The sequence below is a fragment of the Mesorhizobium sp. M4A.F.Ca.ET.020.02.1.1 genome, from assembly GCF_004022645.1.
In the GTDB taxonomy this organism is placed as follows: domain Bacteria; phylum Pseudomonadota; class Alphaproteobacteria; order Rhizobiales; family Rhizobiaceae; genus Mesorhizobium.
Map to the genome: position 1 here is coordinate 1 of NZ_RZOI01000029.1, position 20,015 is coordinate 20,015.

The 20,015-nt window shown below is 64.5% G+C and carries 35 protein-coding genes and 1 pseudogene; 19 read left to right on the top strand and 17 right to left on the bottom strand.

Features of this window, described 5'->3' with window-relative positions:
• Window positions 1–234 precede the first annotated feature (234 nt).
• A complete protein-coding gene (locus EN742_RS03925; protein ID WP_127406253.1) occupies window positions 235–642 on the top strand; it encodes a hypothetical protein in 408 nt (135 codons plus the stop codon).
• Window positions 643–725: 83 nt separating this feature from the next.
• On the opposite strand, the gene EN742_RS03930 is transcribed toward EN742_RS03925, so the two are convergent.
• The 4 genes from EN742_RS03930 to EN742_RS03945 form a co-directional block, all read right to left on the bottom strand.
• Window positions 726–1,001, bottom strand: a complete 276-nt coding sequence (locus tag EN742_RS03930; RefSeq protein WP_126055394.1) for a hypothetical protein — start codon at window positions 999–1,001, stop codon at window positions 726–728.
• A gap of 281 nt (window positions 1,002–1,282) precedes the next feature.
• A complete protein-coding gene (locus EN742_RS03935; protein WP_126055393.1) occupies window positions 1,283–1,579 on the bottom strand; it encodes a GYD domain-containing protein in 297 nt (98 codons plus the stop codon).
• 238 nt (window positions 1,580–1,817) lie between these two features.
• The gene (locus tag EN742_RS03940) at window positions 1,818–2,819 is read right to left on the bottom strand and encodes a diguanylate cyclase (RefSeq protein ID WP_128332465.1); all 1,002 of its coding nucleotides are present in this window, start codon (window positions 2,817–2,819) and stop codon (window positions 1,818–1,820) included.
• A 173-nt stretch (window positions 2,820–2,992) separates the two neighbouring features.
• The gene (locus EN742_RS03945; protein WP_128332466.1) at window positions 2,993–3,784 is read right to left on the bottom strand and encodes a DUF1236 domain-containing protein; all 792 of its coding nucleotides are present in this window, start codon (window positions 3,782–3,784) and stop codon (window positions 2,993–2,995) included.
• 201 nt (window positions 3,785–3,985) lie between these two features.
• Between EN742_RS03945 and EN742_RS03950 the strand changes: the two genes are divergently transcribed.
• Together EN742_RS03950 and EN742_RS03955 are read left to right on the top strand one after the other, a co-directional pair.
• Window positions 3,986–4,285, top strand: coding sequence for a DUF1236 domain-containing protein (locus tag EN742_RS03950; RefSeq protein WP_126055390.1), 300 nt, complete (start codon window positions 3,986–3,988; stop codon window positions 4,283–4,285).
• A gap of 199 nt (window positions 4,286–4,484) precedes the next feature.
• Window positions 4,485–4,706 carry a hypothetical protein gene (locus tag EN742_RS03955; protein WP_126055389.1) on the top strand — a complete coding sequence of 74 codons (222 nt, stop codon included), beginning with the start codon at window positions 4,485–4,487 and terminating at the stop codon, window positions 4,704–4,706.
• Window positions 4,707–4,796: 90 nt separating this feature from the next.
• Here EN742_RS03955 and EN742_RS03960 read toward each other — a convergent pair whose 3' ends face one another.
• Window positions 4,797–5,120, bottom strand: coding sequence for a hypothetical protein (locus tag EN742_RS03960; protein WP_126055388.1), 324 nt, complete (start codon window positions 5,118–5,120; stop codon window positions 4,797–4,799).
• Window positions 5,121–5,278: 158 nt separating this feature from the next.
• Between EN742_RS03960 and EN742_RS03965 the strand changes: the two genes are divergently transcribed.
• On the top strand, window positions 5,279–5,593 hold the full coding sequence (locus tag EN742_RS03965) for a hypothetical protein (protein WP_126055387.1): 315 nt from the start codon (window positions 5,279–5,281) through the stop codon (window positions 5,591–5,593).
• 13 nt (window positions 5,594–5,606) lie between these two features.
• On the opposite strand, the gene EN742_RS03970 is transcribed toward EN742_RS03965, so the two are convergent.
• On the bottom strand, window positions 5,607–5,936 hold the full coding sequence (locus tag EN742_RS03970; protein ID WP_245455512.1) for a DUF982 domain-containing protein: 330 nt from the start codon (window positions 5,934–5,936) through the stop codon (window positions 5,607–5,609).
• Window positions 5,937–6,141: 205 nt separating this feature from the next.
• On the opposite strand from EN742_RS03970, the gene EN742_RS03975 reads away from it, so the two are divergent.
• The 6 genes from EN742_RS03975 to EN742_RS04000 all read left to right on the top strand — a co-directional run bounded on the left by EN742_RS03975 (window position 6,142) and on the right by EN742_RS04000 (window position 8,577).
• Window positions 6,142–6,441 (top strand): DUF1236 domain-containing protein, encoded by a 300-nt coding sequence (locus EN742_RS03975; protein WP_126055386.1) that lies wholly within the window; start codon window positions 6,142–6,144, stop codon window positions 6,439–6,441.
• 115 nt (window positions 6,442–6,556) lie between these two features.
• Window positions 6,557–6,766, top strand: coding sequence for a hypothetical protein (locus tag EN742_RS03980; protein WP_126055385.1), 210 nt, complete (start codon window positions 6,557–6,559; stop codon window positions 6,764–6,766).
• A gap of 97 nt (window positions 6,767–6,863) precedes the next feature.
• Window positions 6,864–7,118 (top strand): DUF2934 domain-containing protein, encoded by a 255-nt coding sequence (locus EN742_RS03985; RefSeq protein WP_128332467.1) that lies wholly within the window; start codon window positions 6,864–6,866, stop codon window positions 7,116–7,118.
• Between the two features lie 482 nt (window positions 7,119–7,600).
• Window positions 7,601–7,801, top strand: a complete 201-nt coding sequence (locus EN742_RS03990; protein ID WP_126055383.1) for a CsbD family protein — start codon at window positions 7,601–7,603, stop codon at window positions 7,799–7,801.
• 408 nt (window positions 7,802–8,209) lie between these two features.
• Window positions 8,210–8,395, top strand: coding sequence for a DUF3606 domain-containing protein (locus EN742_RS03995; protein WP_126055382.1), 186 nt, complete (start codon window positions 8,210–8,212; stop codon window positions 8,393–8,395).
• Window positions 8,392–8,577, top strand: a complete 186-nt coding sequence (locus tag EN742_RS04000) for a hypothetical protein (protein WP_126055381.1) — start codon at window positions 8,392–8,394, stop codon at window positions 8,575–8,577. The genes EN742_RS03995 and EN742_RS04000 overlap by 4 nt, the downstream gene beginning before the upstream one ends.
• A 104-nt stretch (window positions 8,578–8,681) precedes the next feature.
• Here the strand turns inward: EN742_RS04000 and EN742_RS04005 are convergent, their stop codons facing one another.
• From EN742_RS04005 to EN742_RS04035, 7 genes are all read right to left on the bottom strand, one after another.
• Window positions 8,682–8,927 (bottom strand): hypothetical protein, encoded by a 246-nt coding sequence (locus tag EN742_RS04005; protein WP_127400000.1) that lies wholly within the window; start codon window positions 8,925–8,927, stop codon window positions 8,682–8,684.
• Between the two features lie 39 nt (window positions 8,928–8,966).
• The gene (locus tag EN742_RS04010; RefSeq protein WP_126055379.1) at window positions 8,967–9,266 is read right to left on the bottom strand and encodes a DUF1236 domain-containing protein; all 300 of its coding nucleotides are present in this window, start codon (window positions 9,264–9,266) and stop codon (window positions 8,967–8,969) included.
• Window positions 9,266–9,604, bottom strand: coding sequence for a KTSC domain-containing protein (locus tag EN742_RS04015; RefSeq protein WP_126055378.1), 339 nt, complete (start codon window positions 9,602–9,604; stop codon window positions 9,266–9,268). The genes EN742_RS04010 and EN742_RS04015 overlap by 1 nt, the downstream gene beginning before the upstream one ends.
• Before the next feature lie 354 nt (window positions 9,605–9,958).
• The gene (locus tag EN742_RS04020) at window positions 9,959–10,159 is read right to left on the bottom strand and encodes a hypothetical protein (RefSeq protein WP_126055377.1); all 201 of its coding nucleotides are present in this window, start codon (window positions 10,157–10,159) and stop codon (window positions 9,959–9,961) included.
• A gap of 173 nt (window positions 10,160–10,332) precedes the next feature.
• The gene (locus tag EN742_RS04025; RefSeq protein WP_126055376.1) at window positions 10,333–10,551 is read right to left on the bottom strand and encodes a hypothetical protein; all 219 of its coding nucleotides are present in this window, start codon (window positions 10,549–10,551) and stop codon (window positions 10,333–10,335) included.
• Window positions 10,552–10,619: 68 nt separating this feature from the next.
• Entirely contained in the window at window positions 10,620–10,829 is a 210-nt protein-coding gene (locus EN742_RS04030) for a hypothetical protein (protein ID WP_127406628.1), read from the bottom strand.
• Window positions 10,830–11,176: 347 nt separating this feature from the next.
• On the bottom strand, window positions 11,177–11,386 hold the full coding sequence (locus tag EN742_RS04035) for a hypothetical protein (protein WP_126055374.1): 210 nt from the start codon (window positions 11,384–11,386) through the stop codon (window positions 11,177–11,179).
• A 390-nt stretch (window positions 11,387–11,776) separates the two neighbouring features.
• Between EN742_RS04035 and EN742_RS04040 the strand changes: the two genes are divergently transcribed.
• Both EN742_RS04040 and EN742_RS04045 read left to right on the top strand, forming a co-directional pair.
• On the top strand, window positions 11,777–12,088 hold the full coding sequence (locus EN742_RS04040) for a hypothetical protein (protein WP_189363045.1): 312 nt from the start codon (window positions 11,777–11,779) through the stop codon (window positions 12,086–12,088).
• A 152-nt stretch (window positions 12,089–12,240) separates the two neighbouring features.
• Complete coding sequence (locus EN742_RS04045; protein WP_210214425.1) at window positions 12,241–12,963, top strand: hypothetical protein; 723 nt, start codon at window positions 12,241–12,243, stop codon at window positions 12,961–12,963.
• Window positions 12,964–13,011: 48 nt separating this feature from the next.
• Here EN742_RS04045 and EN742_RS04050 read toward each other — a convergent pair whose 3' ends face one another.
• Both EN742_RS04050 and EN742_RS04055 read right to left on the bottom strand, forming a co-directional pair.
• Window positions 13,012–13,356, bottom strand: a complete 345-nt coding sequence (locus EN742_RS04050; RefSeq protein WP_126055373.1) for a hypothetical protein — start codon at window positions 13,354–13,356, stop codon at window positions 13,012–13,014.
• 100 nt (window positions 13,357–13,456) lie between these two features.
• On the bottom strand, window positions 13,457–14,545 hold the full coding sequence (locus EN742_RS04055) for a GSU2403 family nucleotidyltransferase fold protein (RefSeq protein WP_128332468.1): 1,089 nt from the start codon (window positions 14,543–14,545) through the stop codon (window positions 13,457–13,459).
• A 231-nt stretch (window positions 14,546–14,776) separates the two neighbouring features.
• Here EN742_RS04055 and EN742_RS04060 point away from each other — a divergent pair, with 231 nt between their 5' ends.
• A complete protein-coding gene (locus EN742_RS04060; RefSeq protein WP_245482422.1) occupies window positions 14,777–14,983 on the top strand; it encodes an ABC transporter substrate-binding protein in 207 nt (68 codons plus the stop codon).
• A gap of 105 nt (window positions 14,984–15,088) precedes the next feature.
• Here EN742_RS04060 and EN742_RS04065 read toward each other — a convergent pair whose 3' ends face one another.
• On the bottom strand, window positions 15,089–16,195 hold the full coding sequence (locus EN742_RS04065) for a tetratricopeptide repeat protein (protein ID WP_189375168.1): 1,107 nt from the start codon (window positions 16,193–16,195) through the stop codon (window positions 15,089–15,091).
• A 121-nt stretch (window positions 16,196–16,316) separates the two neighbouring features.
• Window positions 16,317–16,949 (bottom strand): XRE family transcriptional regulator, encoded by a 633-nt coding sequence (locus EN742_RS04070; RefSeq protein ID WP_126055370.1) that lies wholly within the window; start codon window positions 16,947–16,949, stop codon window positions 16,317–16,319.
• A gap of 80 nt (window positions 16,950–17,029) precedes the next feature.
• On the opposite strand from EN742_RS04070, the gene EN742_RS04075 reads away from it, so the two are divergent.
• The 6 genes and pseudogenes from EN742_RS04075 to EN742_RS04100 form a co-directional block, all read left to right on the top strand.
• Window positions 17,030–17,365: a hypothetical protein gene (locus tag EN742_RS04075; protein ID WP_245492251.1), complete on the top strand. Its 336-nt coding sequence runs from the start codon at window positions 17,030–17,032 to the stop codon at window positions 17,363–17,365.
• On the top strand, window positions 17,362–17,694 hold the full coding sequence (locus EN742_RS04080; protein ID WP_128332470.1) for a hypothetical protein: 333 nt from the start codon (window positions 17,362–17,364) through the stop codon (window positions 17,692–17,694). Before EN742_RS04075 ends, EN742_RS04080 begins: the two co-directional genes overlap by 4 nt.
• A gap of 88 nt (window positions 17,695–17,782) precedes the next feature.
• Window positions 17,783–18,628: a GcrA cell cycle regulator gene (locus tag EN742_RS04085; protein WP_126055368.1), complete on the top strand. Its 846-nt coding sequence runs from the start codon at window positions 17,783–17,785 to the stop codon at window positions 18,626–18,628.
• Between the two features lie 91 nt (window positions 18,629–18,719).
• Window positions 18,720–19,379 carry a hypothetical protein gene (locus EN742_RS04090; protein ID WP_127421507.1) on the top strand — a complete coding sequence of 220 codons (660 nt, stop codon included), beginning with the start codon at window positions 18,720–18,722 and terminating at the stop codon, window positions 19,377–19,379.
• Between the two features lie 13 nt (window positions 19,380–19,392).
• Window positions 19,393–19,605, top strand: coding sequence for a hypothetical protein (locus tag EN742_RS04095; protein WP_128332471.1), 213 nt, complete (start codon window positions 19,393–19,395; stop codon window positions 19,603–19,605).
• Window positions 19,606–19,762: 157 nt separating this feature from the next.
• Window positions 19,763–20,015: pseudogene (locus EN742_RS04100) on the top strand (hypothetical protein); the annotation flags it as partial.

Consider the following 20,015-nt stretch of genomic DNA (forward strand, 5'->3'; position numbering starts at 1 on the left):
GTGAGTAGGGAGTAGCAATAGCAAATGGGGGTGCTGCATACCGCGGCACCGACCATTCACTGCTGGCTACTCACTACTCGCTCGTCCTTATTCGCTACTCCCTGTTCGCTATTCGCCTCCATTCATCGCAACGGGGAAAACCACCGCTAAGCCCATGTTCGGCATGGCAAATCTTTCTCTCCCAATGTAGTCTCCAGCGTATAGGGGATCAAAAGGCATTGGGAGGACAACAACATGCCACGGGTTTCGGAACTCTTCTTCAAGACCGCCATCGTGTTTCTCATGCTGGGCGTCGCCGCCGGCCTGGAAATGGCCATCTCGGGCGACCATGGCGCGTTTCCCGCGCACGCCCACATCAACCTTCTCGGCTGGGTTACGTCGGCACTGTTCGGCGGCTATTACGCGCTCAATCCGGCCAAGGCGGCCCGCCGCATCGCCATGCTCCACTACGGCCTCTACACGCTCGGCCTGGTGATCATGATGCCCGCGCTCTACCTGATGCTGCACGGCAATCCGGCACTGGAGCCGGTGGTGGCCGGCGGCTCGCTGATCGTCGCCGCCGCGATTCTGATTTTCGCCGTGGTGGTGTTCTCATCCGAACCGGTGCCGGCCGCCTCAGGCCTGCAGTCGGCGCCTCGCTGAGGAACTGACGCCAACGGCGGAGTTGCCAATCTCCCTCACAGGGGGATTGGCTGTCGCCTCGGCTCGCGCCAATCGCCGGGCGCCTAGAGCAGCCGCGATAGCAGGCTGAAGAGGATGCCATCGCGCTTGAAGGGGCCAGGCATCTTGGCCGGAAGCGAACTGTCGCTGGTCTTGGCGACTGAAGAGCCGCGGCCGTAGATGATCGCCAGCACGGCGACGAAATAGCCCACCTGCAGCAGCAAAGCGGCGACGAAGGCCCAGCCCAGCGATTGCCAAAGCGATCCCGTCTCCGCGTAGGTCCATCCAAGGACCACGAGAAGCGTGACCGACATTCCCACAAGGAACTGCGGAAAATACATTTGCCCGATCGAACGCTCCGGACTGCAACGCCCGGAATGCCCGCCCATGTCTCTACCCTATTAGAGCGTTGCACCTTTCACGCATGGTCGCAAGTTGGCACCAGTGCCGCGCTCTCATCTGCCTTTCGGCTTGTGATCTGCGACCTACGTCTTAGGACTTAGGGCCTTGCGGTGTTGCATGCAAGAGTTGTCTTGACCTCTTCCACCGGCGGTTGACGCGAGCCGGCAGCTCCGGGGCTCGGGCATGCCCGGCGTGACGCCTCGCGCCGGGCTGCTTGCCGTCAGACGGCCATCTTGCCGAGGATCTTCGCCATGTCGGCGGCGTCGAAGGCCTTCAGCGTCTGGGTGCGCACATTGCCGAGCGATGCCACGGAGAGGCTGAGGGCGGTGGCGGCTATGTCGTCATTGGCTTCGACGGTGGCCACCACGTCGTGCTGGCCGAGCGTCCACAGTAGCGAGTTCACCTTCACTCCGCTGTCGGCGGCCATCGCCTTGAATGCCTCCGCCCGTTTCACCGTGTCCTTGATGGATTTGGCGCCCTGCTCGGTGAAGTTCACGAGTATGACGTAATGCGACATGATTTCCTCCCATTGCGGTCGGGGGGCGTGCGGAAGCGTCTCCGCCGCGGCCGTTGTTTCTCCCGACGAGATCGTGCCTGCGAGGCGGCACGCGAGACGGAGCGCCGGCCGAGGCAGCTCTATGGAGACTCCGCCGACGCTCCCACGCGAAGATTGGGTGTTGTCCCCGCGCACAGCCATATTAGCATTTGCGAATGTTTGGGGAAGCCTGTTTTGCCGTCGAAACGCGCCCCGCTTTTCAAGCCTCGAAGAAGTGGAATTTCCCGCGTCCGCCGGACTTGCTGCGGTAGAGCGCCATATCGGCCTTCTGCAGCAGCTCGTCGGAGCTCACGCCATCGCCAGGCCCTAGCGCGATGCCGACGCTGAGCCCAAGGACGTGCGGCTTGCCGGCCACCGTGAAGGGTTCCCGGAAGCGATCGATGATGCGCGAGGCAAGCGCTGCCGCGTCGCCCTTTGCGGCAATGCCTGTCTGGACGATGGCGAATTCGTCGCCGCCGAGCCGCGCCACCGTGTCGTGGTCGCGCACCGCGCCGCGCAACCGGGTGGCCGCGTCGATCAGCAGCCTGTCGCCGGCCTTGCGGCCGAAGCCGTCATTGACCGGCTTGAACTTGTCGAGGTCGCGATAATGCACGGCCATCAGCGCGCCGCGCCTGGCAAGCGCCACCGCGCTCTGCAGCCGATCGGAAAACAGCATGCGGTTGGGCAGGTCGGTCAGCGCGTCGTGATGCGCCATGTGGGCGATCGTCGCCTGGTCGCGGCGCTGCTCTGTGACGTCGAAATAAGTGGTGACGAAGCCGCCGCCCTCGATCGGCATGCCGCGCACCTCGACGACGGTTCCGTTAGGGCGGGTCCGTTCATAGACATGCGCCTCGCGCTGCCTGACCAGCGCCAGCCGGCGCGCGACGTGCAGTTCGACTTCGCCCGGCCCGTACTCGCCACGCTCGGCGTTGAAGCGAAACAGCATCTCCATCGACGGATAGCCATTGGCGAAGAGCTCGTCCGGATAGTCGAGCAGGGTCCGCTGCCGCTGGTTGCAGATGACCATGTTGAGATCCTGGTCGAACAGCGAGACGCCGCCGGGGAAATTCTCGATCACCGCCTCGAGCAGCCGGATCCGCTCCCGCGAATGCTCGATCAGCTGCGCCATCCGGCCGATCGCCTCGGCGAGGCCCGCCGTGCCCCGGCTTGCCGGCACGTCTGCTTTCAACGCGCCAGCCGCGCCACGTGATACCATCGCCATCGGCCGCTGACCCCCTCAGCAATCCCCGGAATATGCGGCCACGCTAATATGAAAGGATTGCCGTCGGATTAACGTCGCGCCGGCCGCGGCCTTTTTCCGCTTTGTTTTGGATCGCGAACGAGAGAGGCCCGCCATGCCATGCGGCGCGGCGGGCCTGGTGGCGCTCGTGAACGTCAGGTCAGGATGATGACGATCTTCAGCGTGTCCGGATCGACGATGACGATCCTGCCATCGGCCAGCACGAAATATTCATAGGTTTCGTAGGCCGGAACGATCTTGACGATGCGCGGCGGCAGGCGGTGCAGTCGCACCTTGTGCCGCGGCACCTCGACGCCGACGGAGATGTCGAAATCGACGCTCGCGACCGGCGAGATTTTCGTCTCGCGGATCACATTGGTGATCTCGGTCTTCTGCTCGACGGTCACATTGGTGATCGATGCGGTCGAGCCCTGGTCGGTCTGGGTCGAGGTCGTGCCCTGGGCGTTCTGCTCGGTCGTCGTGCCAGTTGTGCCCTGGGCCTTCTGCTCGGTCGTTGTGCCGGCCTTGCCCTGCGCCTGCTCGTCGGTCTTCACCTTCGGCTTGCCCTGGGCCTGCTCCTCGGTGGTGACGCCGGCCTTGCCCTGCGCCTGCTCGTCGGTCTTCACCTTCGGCTTGCCCTGGGCCTGCTCCTCGGTGGTGGCGCCAGCCTTGCCCTGCGCCTGCTCGTCGGTCTTCACCTTCGGCTTGCCCTGGGCCTGCTCCTCGGTGGTGGCGCCGGCCTTGCCCTGCGCCTGATCATCGGTCTTCATCTTGGCCTTGCCCTGGGCCTGCTCACCCGCCTTGCCGCCCTTCTGGCAGTCGGCAGCGCCGGCCGCGCAGCTGGCGTCACCGCCAGGCTGGACCTCGGCCGGCGCCTGTGCCTGGGCCATCGCGGCGCCGCAGCCGACACCGAGCGCGAGCATGCTGGTGATCAGAATATGTCTCATGGAAACTCTCCTCGAAGTGTTGTCCCTTCGTTCGGTTAACCTCGACTCGCAGCCTTTGTTCCGAAGCAAATCGCCTCGGTTCAAAGTCGAAAAATTGCCGGAACAAGCCCTATGCGGTGACGTTAACGACCGAGGTGGCCCGGCTGCGAACGGCATCATTCGCGTGGCGGAAGAGGTCGCCGGTCAAGACAGGAGAAGATCATGAGACTGCATTTTAAGACGGCCGCCGCGGGCTTGCTGCTGCTCGCCGGCATGGGTGCCGCGTCCGCCCAGGACGTCATCATCGAGCCCCAGCAGGAGACCATCATCCGCGAGTATGTGCACAAGCAGCCTTTGGCCTCGGTGACGCTTCCCGGCGTTGAACTCAATGTCGGCACGGCACTTCCCGACACGGTCGAACTGCGCGAAGTTCCCAACGTGAAGTACCGTTACGTTGTCGTCGACAACCAGACCGTGCTTGTCGATCCGGGCACCCGCAAGGTCGTGAAGATCATCCAGTGACCGCAAAGACAGCCCGGTACTTGCCGGGGCGGAGGGCGAGCCGCCCCGGTATTATTTCGTGACCATCCCAGGCAGGAACCTTCCATCGCGCCACGCGTTGCCGCGTCTGACTTCGTGCTGCCTCATTAATGGGCAGACTGGCGGCGGCGAATCGGGCGGGCGGCAAAAAGGACCGGGCGGGGTAGGGAGCATATTCACCATGTCGAAACGCGAAATCGGAACGTCCCCGGCATTGGGGATGCGTGTCGCCGACCTCAGGGCCAGGATGCGGATCGCCAGCATCACCGAACATGAGATGAAGACCTTCCAGAAGGTCGTGGCCATCATGGGGGGCGCCGACGGCTCCCTACGCATCGACGCCGACGACCTGATCGCGGCCTCCTTCGTCGCCGAGACGGTGGGCGACAGCGCGCCGAACTGAGTGCCGCCGGCCGCGCGCCGTCAAGCCATCATTCCAGCATATCCGCACCCCGCCCGCGCGGGTGGAGGCGCGCGTCTGTCAGGCGCGGCCTCATACCTCGTCGAAAGGTCCACCGCGTCTTGCCGGATCGCGCGCGATGGCCGCTTCCTCGGCATCGTCTGGCAACGCCTCATCGCTCTCCTGGTAGGGATTGTCATCGTCCTCTTCCGGCAGGGCGCCCTCCTTCTCGATGCCGGTGGTTCCCGGCACTTCCTCTTGCGGTAGGCCGCCGTCCGGCAGGATCCTGGCGCCCTTGATCGCGTCCCAATCCTGCTGGCTGGGCGAGGGCACCTCTACCTCGTCGTTTGGCACCTGGGCCTTGTCGTCGGCCGTTGACGGCTCGACCTCGTCGCTCGGTTTCTTGCGCGGTCCCATGACTGCCTCCTGTGGCTCGCCATTGAAACTCTCCAGGATTTGAACTCGCGGCCCTGGCCGCCGGTTCCCGCGAAGCCGCGCCGGAGGGGGCGCCGGCAGCGCGCCACGGAACCAATCGGCGCCGGCGTTCTTTCCCGGACAAGGAAAGGAGCCAGACCATGAGACCTTTCGCCTTTGCGCCATGCGCGCTTCTGGTCATGGCGCTGGCCGGTCCGGCGGCCGCGCAGGACGACAACGACCAGACGCAGGTGCCCGCCGGCCCCTGCCAGGCCGAGCCGCAAATACCGGGCACTACCGACCAGAAGCCGGCCGCCGACACCGGCGGTGGCCTGACCGGCAAGCTCAAGCCTTGCGGCGGCGTGCTGCAGCCGCCGCCGAGCGGCGACCAGGGCATGGCCCAGCCGGCGCCCGAGCAAGGCAACACGCCGATAATCAGGCCCGGCGAGTTGCCGCCGCAGCAGCCGAAGCAATAGGGTGGAGCCCTTGTCAGCGCGGGTGACGCTCGCGGCCGGCGCGCGCCGCGCGCATCGTCCTGACCTTGGCCCGGCGCAGCGTCGTCACCGGGTCGATGCCCGTCCAGCCGATGCCGGCAGCCTTGGCGAAAGCCATGAAGGCGCGCCGTGTCTGCGCCGGGGTCGCATCTCCGGCTCGTGCCGCCTCGCAGGCGCTGAGCGCCTTGGCGTGGAGCGTGTCGCCCGCGGCCAGCGGCCATTCCTTGAGGAAGTTCTGCATCTGCGCCAACGAAGCGATGTCGCGCCTGAAGCCGGCGCCAACGGCGATGGCGATCGGCGGGTCGAATGGCATGTCTTCAATCATTGGCGCCTCCGCTTGGATTGACTATTCGCCTTCAATGCGGGGCAGGGCGGCAGGGTTCCGGCGTGGATCAATTCGTGCCCGCTGGCGGAACAACAGCCTTGCGGCAGCGTTTTGCTTCGGAGAGCCCGCCATTTCGAACTCTTGAATGCTTCCGCATGCCGCGGAGGCGGGGCGACGCTCACAAACAAACCAACAGGAGGCAGAGATGAAAATTACCCTCATTCCTGCTGTCGCTGGTCTGGCCATGATTGCCGGCATCGGCGCGGCGGTCGCGGACCAGATAATCGTGACGCCCGAGCAGCGCACCGTCGTCCGCGAATACGTCCACAAGCACCCGCTTGCTTCGATCAACCTTCTCGGCCTCGAGCTCAATGTCGGCTCGACTCTGCCGGACACGGTCGAATTGCGCGAGGTGCCCGACGTCCAATATCGTTACGTGGTCGTCGACGGCCGCACCGTGCTGGTCGATCCCAGCACGCGCAGGGTCGTCGAGGTTCTCAATTGACGGCCGGATCGCCGGCTGACGCATGACGACCGGATCGCCGGCTGACGCATGACGACACCGCCGCCTCCGCGGAGGCGGCGGGCGAAGGGTTCAGGGGTGGGAAAGGACGACTTCCATGTTACCGCATGTCGAGACCCCCAACTCCGCCAATGTGGCGGCGTGTTGCGACAAGCTGTTGGCCGAGCGGGGCGCCGGCTTGATCTCGATGAAGGATGCGATCGACGAATTGCGCCGGCGCACCGGCACCGAGCGATCGGATGCCGATCTCGCCGGCCTGATCACCAAGAAGGCGGCGCTGCTGGGCGTGGCGGTGTTGGCGCAATAAACCCGCCGCAAGTCCCGGTTGCCCACTCGCCACCCAAGACGTCCGCCGAAATTTCGGCTAATGTTTTCCCGGAATTTGGACAACCACGGAGGCGACAGTGACGGACGACAGGCAGGAACGCATCCGCCGGCGGGCACACGCGATCTGGGAGCAGGCAGGCAGGCCCGAAGGCTCGGATATTCAGCATTGGGACCAAGCCACGGCCGAGATCGATGGCGAGGCCGCCAAGCCGAAAGCGAAGGCCGCGCCGAAGAAGGGTGCCGCCAAGCCAGCCAAAGCCGCCGCCGCCAAGACGGCAAAGCCTGCCGCCGCCAAGCCGAAGGCCGCTAAGTCGAAGGCGGGCAAGGGCTGAACAACCACGCTGCGCGCCGCTATCGGCGGCGGCTGTGAGCCTGACAATTCCGTCCTACCCCGTGGCGTTTCCGCATCGCAGGGGCGATGGCCAGTGCGCGCCGTCGCGCGTCGACAGAATCAACTCCCGGGGCACAGCATCAGATATCGGGGCAGGTCCTGGTTCGCGACGTCGGCGGGAACATCCCGCTTCAGAAGCATCCAAAAGAAGCGTCTTCAGCTCCTGCTCGCTGAGCCTGTCGATATGCTCGGCCGCGTCGAGGAGATCGACGACGACATCGACCCCCTTCATGTGAAGATGAGGCATCGCCGGTCCTCCCGGTTGCAATTCTGCGCTGCGCCAGCCGGTAGACTATCGGAACGCGGGACGGCCTCCATCACATTTGATTGGTGCCGCTGCGCTGCCTGTCATGACCCGGCGTTTGCGCATCGGGAACATTGTCGCGCCCGCGCCATTTCCTTTGGAGAGCAAAGGAGACAGTCATGAACTGGGATCAGATCAAGGGAAAATGGATGCAGGTCAGAGGCAAGGCCCAGGAGCAATGGGGCGACCTCACCGATGATGACCTCGACCGCATCGAAGGCAATCGCGATCAGCTTCTCGGGCGCATCCAGGAGCGCTACGGCATTGCCAGGGAAGAAGCCCAGCGGCAGATCGACGAATGGTCGAGACGACTCCACTGAACGCGACCTCGAGGGCGGTCAACCCGCCGGCTCCGGCCGGCGGGTTTTTATGCGCCGCGAAGGTTGCTTGCGCGATTGGAAAGCTTTTGCCGACCGCAGGGTAAATTTAGCTAATGCTAATAAAATGGGCTATAATGCGTAGCCAAGCCAACGGCTAACCCCCCTCGAAAAAAACGCCGTTGGTCAGGCTCAGCGGCCCCGCCCCCCGAGTCCGCTGGGCCGCCCTTTTCGATGGGCGGTATGACACCTCCTCTCGCTGAGTCCATCTGCATCTTCGCTCGTGAAGGCGGTCTGCCGCCGGCGCAGCAAAAGCCGGCGTCTTCCGGGCCCTTGCATGGAACCGGGGTCCGGCTCGCGGCTTATATTAGTCAGAGTGAAACTAGCGACATTCGACAGGGAGAAATCCAGATGGCCGACGACAAGAGCAACCGCGGCCTTCGTGACCGGGATCGCGTCTCAGCCGACGACGACTACGAAGTAAGGTATTTTGCCAAGCAGCATCGCATCACGCAGGACGAGGTCCGCGAGTTGATAAGCGAGCACGGCAATGACCGGAAAACCTTGGCGCGGCAAGCCAGGAAGCTGCGCGGATGACGAAGCTTTCCGATCTCGGGCCGCCGTTGACAGGCACCCGGCGCGGAAGCCCGCCGGACGAATATCCGGTATGCCATTTCTATCTCTGCCCCAGATGTGGCCAGCCTGTCGACATGCGCGACCTCCGCCAGGTGATCTGGCACCAGAAAGCGGAGCATGAGCGGCTGGAAGCAGACGCATGAAAACCAGGCTGCGCTATCGTCGGCCGGAATCCGATTGCCAGCCTGGCCGGCGGAGACCGACAGGTCCGGTCAGCCGGCGCAAATCGTCCGCGCCAAAGGACAATTCAGTCCTCGATCTCATCCCGGATGATGACGAAGCGGTGGCCGAGATTGTCCGGCGAACGGAACGCCTGGCTATCGCCATTACAATCGGAATGGGTGTTTGCCTGATCCTTGGACCGATCGTTTTCGTGACGCTTTTCTAAGGGGACTAAGTCGGACACTCTGGTTCGTTTGCGGATCGTTGGATATTTGCCGCCGGCGAGAGTGAAGGTGGGCCCGGCCTCCTCGACGTGTTGAAAACCCGCCACTCCTTGTCGGCTGGCGGATCTTCAATCGGAACCTCGATCTTATTCGATAATCTTGATCACCGTGCGCGTGTCGGGATCGACGACGACTGTCCGGTTGTCGATCACGGTGTAGCGGTATTTCACATCGGGCACTTCATAAAGCTCGACCGTATCGGGCAGGGCCGTGCCGACGTTGAGCTCCACGCCGGGAAGCTTGACCGAAGCCAGGGGCTGCTTCTTCACATATTCCCGGATGACCGTTTCCTGTTCCGGCGCAATAACCACGGTGTCGGCGGCGGCCGCACCGATACCGGCGAGCAGCAACAGCCCTGCGGCGGCTGCGGAAAAGTGCATTCTCATCATTTCCTCCTACGGATTGAAGTCGGGCGCGAGACGACATTGTTTTCGCGCTGGAAGCTCAACTGCCGTGAGAGGCGAACGTTCCCTGAAGAAGGATCTGCGGCCGGAATTGGCGGCATGGCCGCCGGCGCGCCAGCGGCGGCCACCAAGCGATAGCGGAAACGGTTGCGGATGTAGCTGTTGAAATATCGGCCCTTTGCGAAGGCGGCCCGGAAACCGGCAAAAGTCTCCGGCGGCACGTCCTCGAACTCGTAGCATTTGCCGCTGCCCACGAACCACACGCGCAGGATCCGCCTCTGGGTATCGTAGTCCGTCTTTCGGATCGAGGTCGACGGCATGGCATCCTTGCCAAAGGCTGCGAAAAGACCCGCCGGCGCTGCCGGCGGGAGAAGGTCTGGAGTAGCCAGAGTGTCTGGCGAATGAGAAACGATTGCGAAGTCGTTTTGTTGCGAACGACGCACCGCCCCGCCGCCGCCGCGCCTTAGACCGGAACCTTTAGCTGGCGCTTATGTTGTCCCTCCAGCACCCATCTCGGGTGAAGGAGAATGTCATGAACAACATCATCTGGCTGGTTGGAGCCATCGTCATAGTCATCGCGATACTGAGTTTTCTCGGCTTGAGATAACGGCCGTCGCAGCGGCGCTTTGCGTGGCGAGACAGGTCTTCGCCACGCCCCTAATGCGGCGAGCGCGTTAGTGCCGCGATCGCCTGTCGGCGTATTGCGCCACCGCGCACAGGAAGGCCAATGCCGCGGCGTCGCACGCTTTCCGGGACGGGCCCTTGGCGAACAGGACGGCATCCGCGGCCGGCACCGTCAACCCGTGTTTTTTGGCAAAAGTAATGACTTCATAAGGCTGCTCGTCGGGTAGAATCTTCTCGTATTCGTAATCCATAGATTACGTCCTCCCTGTTCGCGACGTGCCCTCCTTCGCCTGCCGCCAATCTAACGCCCGGCAGGGCATGCGAGTCCACCAATTGGCAATTGCGTGAAACGTTCCATTCCGCGCGCTGCGGCTCGGCGGTTGTAGGAATGAAGGCCTATGCGGAGCCGGGCATCGCGACAGCTTCAGCCGAGGCGCCTGATGCGGCCCCTGTCGAGGCGGAAGACGCCGTTGTTGCCACCCTGCCTTTCGAAGTCCGTCAGCAACTCGTCCCACAGCCCGAGGAACTCGCCGCAATCGTCGCAGACGATGCGCGTGTCCGGCTGCGCGTCGGCCGGAATCCTCAGCTTGATCGTCAGGCAATAGGGGCATTCCAGGAGGTGGTCGAGATATCGCGGGGTCATGGCTGTCCTTGCGAGCGGGTAGGGCCGAGCATGGCCAGTCGGCGCAGTTCCGTGAAGTGAGCGAGCGTTCAAGCGGGCTGCCTAAGCCCCTGCAAGAGGGCCTCTTCCTCAAAAATACCGTGCGCAAACAACTCCATGGCGCGGATGGCCAATTGCTCCGCCGCGGGCGAGCCTGCCGGGAGATCCCTCTCGAGGCATATCTGGTCGTAGGCCCTTTTCAACAGGCAGAGGTCATCCGGATAGGCGATGCCGCTGGTGGATTTCTTGGGCTCGATCAACGCTCCCTCCTCCATTGGGGCGGAAGCGCGATGCTCGCTCTCAGCCGGCGATGCCCTTGCCAGTTATCGCCGTTGACGGGATGTTACGCGCATCGTGAGGGGCGGTCCAGAAATTTCACCCAGCGCCGGGCGGCGCTTGGCCGGCAAACGAGCGCCGTCGATAGCCTCGACGTCGCCAGATCTCGCGATCGAGCAATTGGAACATTAGCCGCTTCGAATGGTTGAGGTCTGGCGCCTGACGTCGCTGCTTGGCGTCCCGCGCAGGCTGGTGGGCAAACATCGGCCGGCCCGCGCCATCGGTCCCTCCGTGGCGCGGGCTTTTTGCGGACGGCGCCCGACAACGGATGCTATTTTCCTTCCCGGCGTTTCTCGATCTCGTAGGAAAGCCAGCGGCAGAACATGCCGACAATGGATGCCGCGGCGCCGCCAAGCAGGCAGGCGACCAGCAGCGGGCTTTCCGAAGCGCTCTTCCAACTCACCACCGCAAGCAGGATCACGCTTGCCGTGGAGACCAGGTAGCCTGCGCCTTTCAGAAGATGGAGCGATGCCTTGGTCATTGCAGGAAACTCTGGCCAGCTTGCCCGGTTGGGCGACAGCTAACATACGCTGTTGAGGAGGTTCCGTTCCCTTCGCCGGCTCAACTAACAAGCTCGTCACTCCACGCGAGTGCGCGGGCCAGGGTTCCAGGAACAGGAAGGCGAGCGGGTGCCCGCCAGCACGGGAACGATGATTGGCGGGCACCCAGAGACCGCCGAGAAGGGACGTGTCCGGTGGTCCGCTTACCAATGAGTTGGCGAGGCTTCGGTTTCCTTGAAACCGACCATACCGGCCCTCTGCGCGTGGTGATGAGACTTCAGTCTCACGGCTGCCGGGACTGAGGTCCCTGGGGCGGAACGTTGCCGTGACGCGCCCGTTTTCTCGACAGTGCAATCGTAAGGAGAAGAACCATGGCTGACGGTCCAACGGTTGTGAATTCGGGCGGAGGTGGCACGGTTGTCGCGGTCGTTCTCGCGATTCTGGCGATCGTGGTTCTGCTCGTCTTCACAGGTGTCATCAACATCAATGGCGGCGGCAGCAAAGACGTCAACGTCAAGGTCGAATCGCCCAAGGTCGAGGCGCCGGCGGCATCCTCGCCGTCAGCGCCTGCGCCTGCGGCGCCCGCGCCTTCGGAACCCGCGCCAGCGGCCCCTGCGCCATCAGAACCTGCGCCCGCGGCTCCGGCTCCGGCCGCCCCCGCGCCGGCTCCGAGCGGCGGCTGATGCGTCGAAAAAGGACGAAGGCTCCGGCATGCTACGCCGGAGCCTTTTTCCATCGTAAGGATCGCCATCGCCACGGCTCGCTATTTCGCCGCCGGCGCGGAACCTTTAGCCATCGCTAATGTTCATCTTCCGATAGCGAACATCGCCTTCGGGTGCCGACGATCGGGACGGTAACAGCCGATCGGCCGCGCTTTACTGCCCATCTGTCGCGCGAGTGTTGGCACATTCGGAGATCGGCCATGAACAGGCGTCTGGTACTGCTTTCCTCTCTCTCTGCGGTGTCTCTTGCGGCTGCCGGATCGTTGTCGCTGCTGCCCGCTCGCGCCGGCGAACCGCAATCGGCGACGGACGTTCGAGCGGCAATGCGGAAACTTTGGGAAGACCACATCACCTACACGCGCAACTACATCATCAGCGCCCTCGCTGACCTGCAAGACACGGACGAAGTCGCGAAGCGTCTCCTCCAGAACCAGGACGACATAGGCGACGCGGTAAAGCCTTACTACGGTGATGCGGCCGGCCAGAAACTGGCCGCGCTGCTGAAAGACCACATCAAGATTGCGACGGAAGTGGTCAAGGCGGCCAAATCAGGCAGCAAGGACAAGCTCTCGGCCGCTCAGGAAAAATGGACCGGCAATGCCGACGACATTGCGGTGTTCCTTGGCAAGGCCAATCCGAACTGGCCCGAGAAAGATCTCCGGGACATGCTCCACAAGCATCTGCAACTGACGACCGGCGAGGTGGTCGGCCGGCTGAAGAAGGATTGGGCGGCGGACATCAAGTCCTACGACGAAGGGCATGATCATATGCTGAAGTTCGCCGACATGCTGACGGAAGGCATCGCCAAACAATTCCCCGACAAGTTCAACGGGTGAACGCCGTCTTCAGTTCGTAGGGCAGGAGACAAGCGGAGAAGCGAGGGCTCACCACGCATCGCTTGACTTGGCAAAACTGATGCCGGCAGCCGTCATCGCCAACTCGCATTCGGTGATGGCGCGCAGGTTGCGCAGATAGCGCGCCACGGTCCGCGGCAACCAGCCGGCGCAGGCCTCGACATAGGCGCGGCTGTGGACCAGCGTGCCGGTCGACAGCCGTTCTTCCTTCTCGGCGATGACCTTCAGATATTGGCGGATGAAGCGGATGTCCTCGGCGATGTCCTGGCTGGCCATCCGCCAGGCGCCGGCGAGGCGCTCGCGCTGTTCGAGCGGCAAGGATGAAAGCAGTGGACGGGAGAGGTCGGCGAAGGCGGCGTGGTTCGCGGTGTTCAAGGATATTCCCCTCGGAGAAGGGAAATATCGTACTTTACGTACGAATACAGGTCAACATGAATTCGTACAAATTGAACGATAAGGCGGCAATCTCGGCGTGTTAGGCGAGCCGCATCGTAAAACCTTCGAGTTGCGCCCCGACTGCGGCAAGCGCTGTTCCGAGCACCAGGTCGACCATGTCACGGCTGTCGGGACCGAGCAGGTTCAGGCCTTTCCGCAGGGCGTCGCGCCAGGCGTCGCCCCTGTTCCACGCTTCGGCGAATGCAAAGGCGAGGTCGTCCTGCCGACGCGTGACGTCCAGCGCCTCGACCAGCAGGCTTGCCTGATGCAGATCCTTCTCCCGCTTGGCGCCGGCGCTTCGTTCGCGGCGCGCGGCGACGATCAGCTTGTGGACGGCGAAGCGCTCGGGCGAGGGGACGAGCACGGGCACGCCGGAGCGGTGCAGGAGCACCGTCCGGACGGGATCGCGGATCAGGAAATCGAGGAAGCGCAAGGGCTGTGCCGAGGCGCCGCCCAGCGACGGCATCGGGCTTGCGTGATCGGCGTGATCGTCGCTGCCCCGGTTCGGGGTGAGGAAATCGACCCGGTAGCGGGAAGCGTTCTCGAACTGCGTCGCGCGTCCGGCATCGGTTCGGTGCGGAACCTCGCGGAATGTCGTATCGACTGCCTTCAGCACTTCGATGACCGGCGGCAGGCTGTCGTCCACCTCGGCCGAGACGGAATGGAACTGGGCGAAGTCGGCGTCGCCCGTCTGCAGCGCGGCCCCACGCAGCCTGACACCGAGGTGCCCGGCATAGGTCTGGAAGGCGACCGTTCCGACGAGCACCGCGCGCAGGCGGAAGAGCCCGGCCTTCTCCAGCGCCTCGACCACGTCGCCGGTGACGGGGTCCGGCGCCGTCAGGCCGGCGTCGCGCACGAGACTTGAAACCAGCTTGCGGCGGCTTCTCAGATCGCTCTTGATCTCCTTGAAGGCCGCGACCCGCTTGGCGATCTCGGGGTCCTCGGCCGGACCGACATAACGCCTGGTCTTCGTCGGCCGGGTCTCCTCGAAGTACCAATAGTCGCGGCCCTTCACTGGCACGCGCACGAAATTGCCCGCTGTCGAGAAATCGGTCTCGAAGGAAGCATCCAGGCTGCGCTGCACAAGCTCGGCATACATGGTGCGATAGGCGAGATCGATGGTTTTCATGGCGCGATCCCAAGTCTGGGCTGGGCGTTATAAGAATTACACAGATTCCTTATAACTGCGCGCCATCCGGCCGGATTTCAAGGGAGTTATAAGAAAATAGTGAAAATCTTATAACGCGACTCCGCCGTCTCCACTGGAGGAGAAGGAACAGGTTTCGCACCTCGCTCCAAAAGCACTCTTCGCCAATCGCTCGAACAGTGCTGAAGGGCCTGAAGCAGCGCTCGTTCCGCTATGCCGACTACGGCGTGCGCGACGCCCACGCTGATCGTCTCCAGCAACGCCTTCCTTGGCGCCAATCCGAAGGCGGCTGCAGCCTTCGCGCAGGCGACGCGCGCCGGCTACGCTTTCGCCGTCGATCATGCGCGGGAGGCAGGCGACCTGCTGATCGCCGCCAACAAGGACACGCTCACCAACCCGGCGCTGGTGCATCCTCGCTGAAGGCGCTGAACGACGGCCACTTTTGAAGAGCGCGGCAGGCGCCAGTTCTCAATCTGTTCCAGAATGCAAGCAGAAATTGCGGTGGCTGGATTGTGCGCCCGGCCCTCAGCCAAGCGGAGGGCAGGCGAAGGCGCGAAGCAACGCGACCTTCCAGTCTGGCAACCTACTTACCGCCAAGGCTAACTGCCGTCTTCCGGTCGGCCTCGGCGCGTTCGCGGTTTCCCTTCGCCTTCCAGGAGGCGCTTGGGCGCTGTAGAAATCGGCGGATTTCTGATTGAGCGCGATTGCCTGGTCGTAGTCGATGATGGCCTGGTCGTGGTCGCCCTTATGCGCCCAGGCGAGGCCCAGCGCGTAGTAGGCATCGGCAAGCTTCGGGTCGAGGTCCACGGCCTGGTCGTAGTCGGCGATCGCGCGGTCGTCGTCGCCCTTGTTTGACCAGGCTAGACCCCGGCCGTAATAGGCGTAGCCACGTTTCGGATCGAGGCCGATAGCCACGTTGAAATCGGCGATGGCGCGGTCGTAGTCGCCTTTGCCGCCCCAGCTCAGGCCACGATTTTCATAGACCCCGATGAGTGTCGGATCGAAGGCAATGGCCTGGTTGTAGTCGGCGATGGCGTGATCGAAGGCGCCCTCCGCCGCCCATGCGCCGCCCCGGTTGAGGTATGCGGATGCGTTCTTTGGATCGGCGATGATCGCCAGGTTGTAATCCGCGATGGCCCGGTCATTGTCGCCCTTGTACGCCCAGGCAAGGCCCCGGTTGTTGTAAGCAGCGCTGCTTTTCGGGTCGAAGGCGATCGCCTGACCGTAATCGGCAATGGCCCGGTCGTAATCGCCCTTCGTGGCCCAGTCGTAGCCTCGGTTGTAGTAAGCCGATGCGTATTCAGGATTGAGGCTTATCGCCTGGTCGCTATCGGCGATGGCGCGGTCGAGATCGCCTTCCATGGACCAGGCGTAGGCGCGCTTGAAGTAGGCCGTCGCGCGTTTGTCAGGACCGTCGGCCTGGTTGTCGATGATTTGCGTGCAGGCTTCGATCCGGCGGGCCGGGTCGGCCGCATTGCCGATACAGGCCGTGTAGGCGAGATTGCTGGCGATCCCCATCGCGCCACGGACGTCCAGCGCGACGACGCCGGTCAGCAGCAGCAACAGCGGCAGGCGCCATTTTCGCACCAGCCGTATCAGCCGGCTTTCGCCCACGCCTTCCCGGTTCGTCATTTCGCCGGTTCTCCCCCGAAACCATCGACCTCGGCCGACACCGACGGCTGCTTGCCATGCAAGCAGAAATTGCGGCGTCATGAAAGAGCAGTCAGAGGCCGACGGGCGAGAGCGAGATTACTCACATATCGATCATCGACCGCTTCACCCGCCCGATGATCGTGATCGCGCCCTCCAGCTCCGGCGGCGGGATGTCGAGGTACGACGCCGGCTGGAAGGGCGGGGTGTCGTTCGGGCGCCAGCGCTTGTAGGTGGCCCGTCCGGTCTCGTCCGAGATCACATAGCAGCCATTGGTCACCAGCCGCTTGTCACGCAGATTGACGAAGATGATCGAATCCGGCGGCGAGATCTTGTTCATCGACGGCCCGTCGACGCGCAGCGCGATCCACTCGCCTTCCTCTAGGTCGGCGGTCGGGATGGTCGGATAGTCGGAGAGGTTGACGACGCTGTCCTGGCTGCCAAGCTCACCGGCGCTGATCCAGGACACGATCGGCACGTCGACGGTGACGGGCGAGGGCTGCAGGCTGACCGGTGCGGCCTCGGCGCCGTCCGCATTGAACAACAGCCAGCCGGGGTCGACGCCGAACAGCCGGCCGTATTTCTCCGCCGCCTTGCGCGACAGCGGCCGGTTGCCGTTCTCGTGGCTGATCAGCGTGTTCTTGTTGATCTCGCGCAGAGCGCGGGCCGCATCGCTGGGCGAGGCATAGCCGGCCTGGGCGCGCGCCTGCTGCAATCTGTGCCGTGAATCCATCATCGTACAAAATGCCTGAAAAATATCGTCCAAAGTGTACGAATTCGCTTGCGACTCTTTCGTACATAACGTACGCTTACCGCATGATCGACCATCACGCAAGCATTTCCGCATTGCCCACGAGCGCTTCGGCTCTGCCCACCAGCATCTCAGCTCTGCCCACCAGCATCTCGGCTCTGCCCACCAGCATCTCGGGGCAGCCCACGAGTATTTCCGGGCTGATCGACCGCTGGCACAGCATCGGCGCCTTCGCCGCCGATGTCGGCTGCGGCTACGAGGCCGCCCGCCAGATGCGCCGCCGCGAGCGCATCGCCCCGCAGCACTGGGCGCACGTGGTGGCGGCCTGCCGGAGGCGCGGCATTGCCGGCGTCAGCTACGAATGGCTGGCCGGCCGCGCGGCGCAAGGGGAGGCGGCATGAGCGTGCATTTCGACTTTGAATTCCAATCGTCCGGGCCGTCCTCCTCCCTGGTCCGGACGAATACCGGGGCGTTTGCCCCGGATCCGGCTGAGCCGCCCGCACCCCGGTTCACCGGAACGGTCGGAGCCGCTCCTCCCCCGGCTCCGGCCCCCTTTCTTCGCCAGGCCGCCGGCCCGCCGCGGACCGGCGCCACCTCCCTGATCCGCACTGAGGACGGCACCGTCATCCTCTTCGATCGCGCAACCGGCCGGGCGGTGTCCGGCCTGACCAGGGAGGCGGCGGAGGCCGCCCTTCTGCGCCTTGATGGCGAGGCGCCGAGTCCCGCCTGATCCGACCAATCCCCGAACGATTCTCGCGACGGCCTTCGGGCCGAGCCCTGGCGCGCGCCCGCAAGCCCGCAAACCGATGGATGCCGATATGCCTGCCGCCTATACCGACAAGGAACTCACCGAAATCGCGACCTGGCTGAAGGAGGGGCTTTCGGCCTCCGGCATCGCCGCCCGCTTCAGTGCGCTGCGCGGCGCGCGCGTGTCGCGCAATGCCATCATCGGCATCGTGCATCGCAACGCCGGCCTGCGCGCCATCGGCTTCGCCAACCCCAAGGGCGGCCGCGCCGGCGGCCGGCCGAGGAAGCACGCGACGCGGCCCGATCGTCCAGGCAAGCGGGGCAGGGTTGCCGCTGGAGGGGTGACGCTCTCCCAACCGGCGGCGTTTTCCAGACGTGCTCAGTCGATGGCGGGCGCCAGCGCCGGAACCGCCAATCTCCCCGCAAGTGGGGGAGACGTCCGGTCCACCCTCGGCAGCTGCAACGCAGCTGCCGCGGAGGACGGGCAGGGCGGAGTCGACGTATCGGCCCATGCGGTCTCCGCGCAAGCGGATGACATCGCGACCGCCCGCACCGCGCCCAAGCCGAAGCAAGCCAGGATGAGGATGCCAGCGCGGACATTGCCGCCGGCATGGCTCGCGCCGGGCGGGCTGGCGCGCGAGAAATCCGAAGCGCAGCTCTACAAGATCCCCGCGCCGCCGCGGCCGGCTGCGCCCGGCCGCCAGCCGCATGTCGCCGCCATGCGCTTCACCGACTGCCTGTTCGGCCGCTGCCGCGCGCCGCTCGACCTCGCATTACGCGAGGATGCCGACGACGATCCGCCCGGCGCGCGCCCCGGGCCCGACATGCTCTGCTGCGGCCTGCGCACGCGCCCGATGAGCAGCTACTGCAGCCACCACCATGCCAGGTTCCATGGGAACCGGGCGGGGGTGGTATGATGGGCGGTGTGGCCGGAACTGCCAATCTCCCCCCAGGTGGGGGGAGATTACTCAATCCCCACTGGCGCGCCGCCCATCCGGACACCTCCCCATGAGCGGCACTGTCTGGTCGAAATTCTTTTGGGCGGACTGGGAGTCCGATCCCAACCTCAGGCTTTGCTCGCTCGCCGCGCAAGGGTTGTGGATGCGCCTGCTGTGCGTGGCCGCCGCGCACGAGCCGATCGGCTATGTCGCGGTCGCCGGCAAGGGGCTGGACGAGGCGGCGCTCGCCCGGCTGACCGGCTGTCCCGAGGCGGAGCTTGCCGGCCTGCTTGGCGAGCTCGAGCGGAACCGTGTATTCTCTCGCGATCGCCACGGCCGCATCTATTCGCGGCGCATGATCGCGGACGCCCGCAAGGCCAGGCTCGCGCGCCGCAACGGCTTGAAGGGCGGCAACCCAAGCCTTTCAAACGACAGCGCAAAATCGCCCCGGGATAAGGGGGCGGACAACGGGCGGGTTAAGCCGCGCGGCCGGGCAGGGGATAAGCCCCAGAGTCCAGACTCCCAGAACCCAGAGTCCAGGGAAAAAGCTCTCGCTTTTTCAGGACGCGCAGGCGCGCCGAAAGAAAGGCCCGGCTGGCATCGGCCAAAAACCCATCTCGATGCCGCCAATTCAATCATCGAGGAGATCAATGACAGCAGCCGAATTGCAGCAGGCGGCCAAGGTCCTGGCGGCGATGTTCTCATGCTTCCCGCAGTCGGCGCGCGCTGACGTCGACATGCAGATGCGCGGCTACCTGGCCGCCGTTAAGGATGCCGAGCTGGCGGACGTGCAGGCCGCCATCCAGCGCTTCATCCGCGGCGAGGCCAGGGTCGACAGCGCCCAGTTCTGCCCGTCCAGCGCCCAGCTCTCGATCGAGGTGCGCGAGCGCCGTCTGATGCGCGAGCTGATCGCCAAGCGGGGAGGGGATTCACCTGTGAAGCTGGTGAAAAGCTGACATCTGGAGACGGCGTGCCGCGGAACACCCCTCATCCGTCCGCTTCGCGGCCACCTTCTCCCCTTGTGGGAGAAGGTGGATCGGCGCGCAGCGCCGAGACGGATGAGGGGTGCCTGGCGCAACCATTTCGACAATCCCCCCACACAAGGACCCGCTTATGCCCCGCAAACCTTCCAAAAAACCCGCACCCCCAAAGCTCCCCAAGGGCGAGGCCGAGCAGGTGCGCATCCGCCGCGAGGTCGGCCACGACTTCGCGCTGAAGCAAGACGCCTTTGGCCGCCAGCGCCTCGCGGCCGGTACCGCCGAGGCACGCCGCGTCTACGCGGTCTCGAACGGCGGCTACACCTCCACCGGCGGCATCGTGCGCCTGCGCAATGTCGATCCGCTGGTGGGCATCACCTCGCTGACGC